Origin of the sequence: Eggerthella sp. 1_3_56FAA (assembly GCF_000185625.1) — a bacterium.
GTDB lineage: Bacteria > Actinomycetota > Coriobacteriia > Coriobacteriales > Eggerthellaceae > Eggerthella > Eggerthella lenta.
Window position 1 is genome coordinate 200791 of record NZ_GL622582.1, and the last position, 2333, is coordinate 203123.

The 2333-nt window shown below is 66.5% G+C and carries 3 protein-coding genes; all 3 read right to left on the reverse strand.

Annotation, left to right across the window (positions count from 1 at the left end):
• Positions 1-45: 45 nt before the first annotated feature.
• Positions 46-597: a peptide deformylase gene (def, locus tag HMPREF1023_RS14165; RefSeq protein ID WP_009608587.1), complete on the reverse strand. Its 552-nt coding sequence runs from the start codon at positions 595-597 to the stop codon at positions 46-48.
• Between the two features lie 135 nt (positions 598-732).
• On the reverse strand, positions 733-1677 hold the full coding sequence (locus HMPREF1023_RS14170; RefSeq protein ID WP_009307133.1) for an SPFH domain-containing protein: 945 nt from the start codon (positions 1675-1677) through the stop codon (positions 733-735).
• Position 1678: 1 nt separating this feature from the next.
• Positions 1679-2107, reverse strand: coding sequence for an NfeD family protein (locus tag HMPREF1023_RS14175; protein WP_009307134.1), 429 nt, complete (start codon positions 2105-2107; stop codon positions 1679-1681).
• Positions 2108-2333: the final 226 nt, after the last annotated feature.

Consider the following 2333-nt stretch of genomic DNA (forward strand, 5'->3'; position numbering starts at 1 on the left):
TGGCGGCCGCGAACTCGGGCGTGCCCATGAACACGACGCGCATGGCTAGCGCACCCGCGCTTCGAGCGAGGTCTCCCCCGGGCGGGCGCCGGCCGCCAGCGCGATCTCGTAATCGCGCAGCGCCTCGATGCGCGTCATCGGGTCGCAGCGTTCGAACATGGTGATGCCGTCGAGGTGGTCCAGCTCGTGCTGCAGGCAGCGGCCGAGGAGGCCTTCGCCCTCGATCTCCCACTCCTCGCCGTCGAGGTCGAAGTAGCGCACGCGCGCGAACGGCGGGCGCGCGATGGGCACCGAGATGCCGGGGCACGACAGGCACCCCTCGCCCACCACGATAGGATCGCCCTGCGTGTCAACGAGCACGGGGTTCACCAGCACGATGGGGTCCTGCTCGCCCTCGTCCTGATCGCAATCGATCACCACGAGGCGCTTCGTCACGCCCAGCTGCGGCGCGGCGATGCCGCAGCCGTCGTTCTTGTACATGGCCTTGGCCATCTGCTTGGCCAGCTTCTTCAGGCCCTTGTCGTCCAGATCGCACGGGTCGCACATCTGGTTCAGGATGGGGTTGGGAGACTGCACGATGGAAATCACGGTCAACACGTCCTTTTAGAATCTATGGGACGCGCCGCCCGATTCGGGGCGGCGCGGGTTATCGTCGGATTCGTATTGTCCGGTTTCGGGCGCGCCTTGTCCAGCGAACTTCCGAAAGCTCCACAAAACGCGAGGTGGGAAGGGCTATTGCTTGTCGTCCGCCACGATCTCCTTGAGGGAGGCGGCCAGTCCCGCCATGCCCTGGATCTCGGAGGGGATGATGAGCTTCGTGGCCTGCCCGTCGGCCACCGCCTTGAGCGCCTCGAAGGCCTGCAGCGTGAGCACGGCGTTGTCGGCGCCGGCCTCGCGCACCATGCGGATGCCGTCGGCCGTCGCCTGCTGCACGTTCTTGATGGCCTCGGCCTCGCCCTCGGCCTCGCGGATCTGCTTCTCCTTCTCGGCCTCGGCGGCGAGGATCACCTGCTGCTTCGCGGCCTCGGCGGACAGGATCTGCGCCTGCTTGTTGCCCTCGGCGATGGTGATGGCGGCCTGCTTCTCGCCCTCGGCCAGAAGCACCGCCTCGCGCTTCTCGCGCTCGGCCTTCATCTGCTTCTCCATGGCCTGCTGGATGGCGGCGGGCGGCGTGATGTTCTTCACCTCGACGCGGTTCACCTTGATGCCCCAGGCGTCCGTGGCCTCGTCGAGGATGGCGCGCATCTTCGCGTTGATGGTGTCGCGCGAGGTCAGCGTGGTGTCCAGGTCCAAGTCGCCGATGATGTTGCGCAGCGTGGTGGCCGAGAGGTTCTCGATGGCGAGGATCGGGCTCTCCACGCCGTAGGTGTACAGCTTCGGATCCATGATCCTGAAGAACACCACCGAGTCGATGGACATGGTGACGTTGTCCTTCGTGATGACGGGCTGCGGCGGGAAGTCGAACACCTGCTCCTTGAGCGAGATGTAGGGGCGCACGCGGTCGATGAATGGCACCTTGACGTGCAGGCCGTTGTTCCACGTGTCGAGGTACGAGCCCAGACGCTCGACGATGGCGGCTTCGGCCTGCGGGACGATCTTGATGCACGTGACCGAGAACAGCACCACGAGCACGACGATCACGATGATGGCGATCAGAAGCGGGTCGAGGGTGATCATGCTAGGACACCTTCCTTTCGACGATGAGCTTCACGCTCTCCTGCCCCACGATGCGCACGACGGCGCCCTGGGGGATGAACGAGCCGTCGGCGGAACGCGCGGCCCAGGTCATGCGGTTGTCGGTTTCCACGCGGCCGGTGAGTCCCTCGTTGTCGACGTCCTCCACCACGACGGCGGTCTGCCCGACATGGGTGGGCTCCTCCTGCTTTCCGCGGTCGCGGTACTTCACGAACACGGGGCGCAGGGCCACGAGGCACACGACGGAAACGACCAGGAACACGACGATCTGCACGAGCAGATCGGCGCCGAGCAGGTTCGCGGCGAACGCCGCGAGCGCGCCGATGACGAACCACATGGTGATGAGGCCGAACGAAGCGACCTCGACGACCGCCATGACGGCGGCGACGGCCAACCAGACGAAGGGGCTCACGGGCTCCTCCTTTCTTCCGCGTCGAGTATACCATCCCTCGCCTCGCGCATGAGCGAGGCGAGGGAACCGATCAGGAACGCGGGGAAAGCGGCTTGTGGGCGGCGCGGCGGCGCTTGAGGTCCTGCTGCATGGCGGCCACGGTCTCGTAGAGCATCTCCAGCTCGTCGGGATCGAGGCGCGACGGGTCGGCGATCTGGGCGCGCAGGGCCCCCACCGCGTCCTCGGC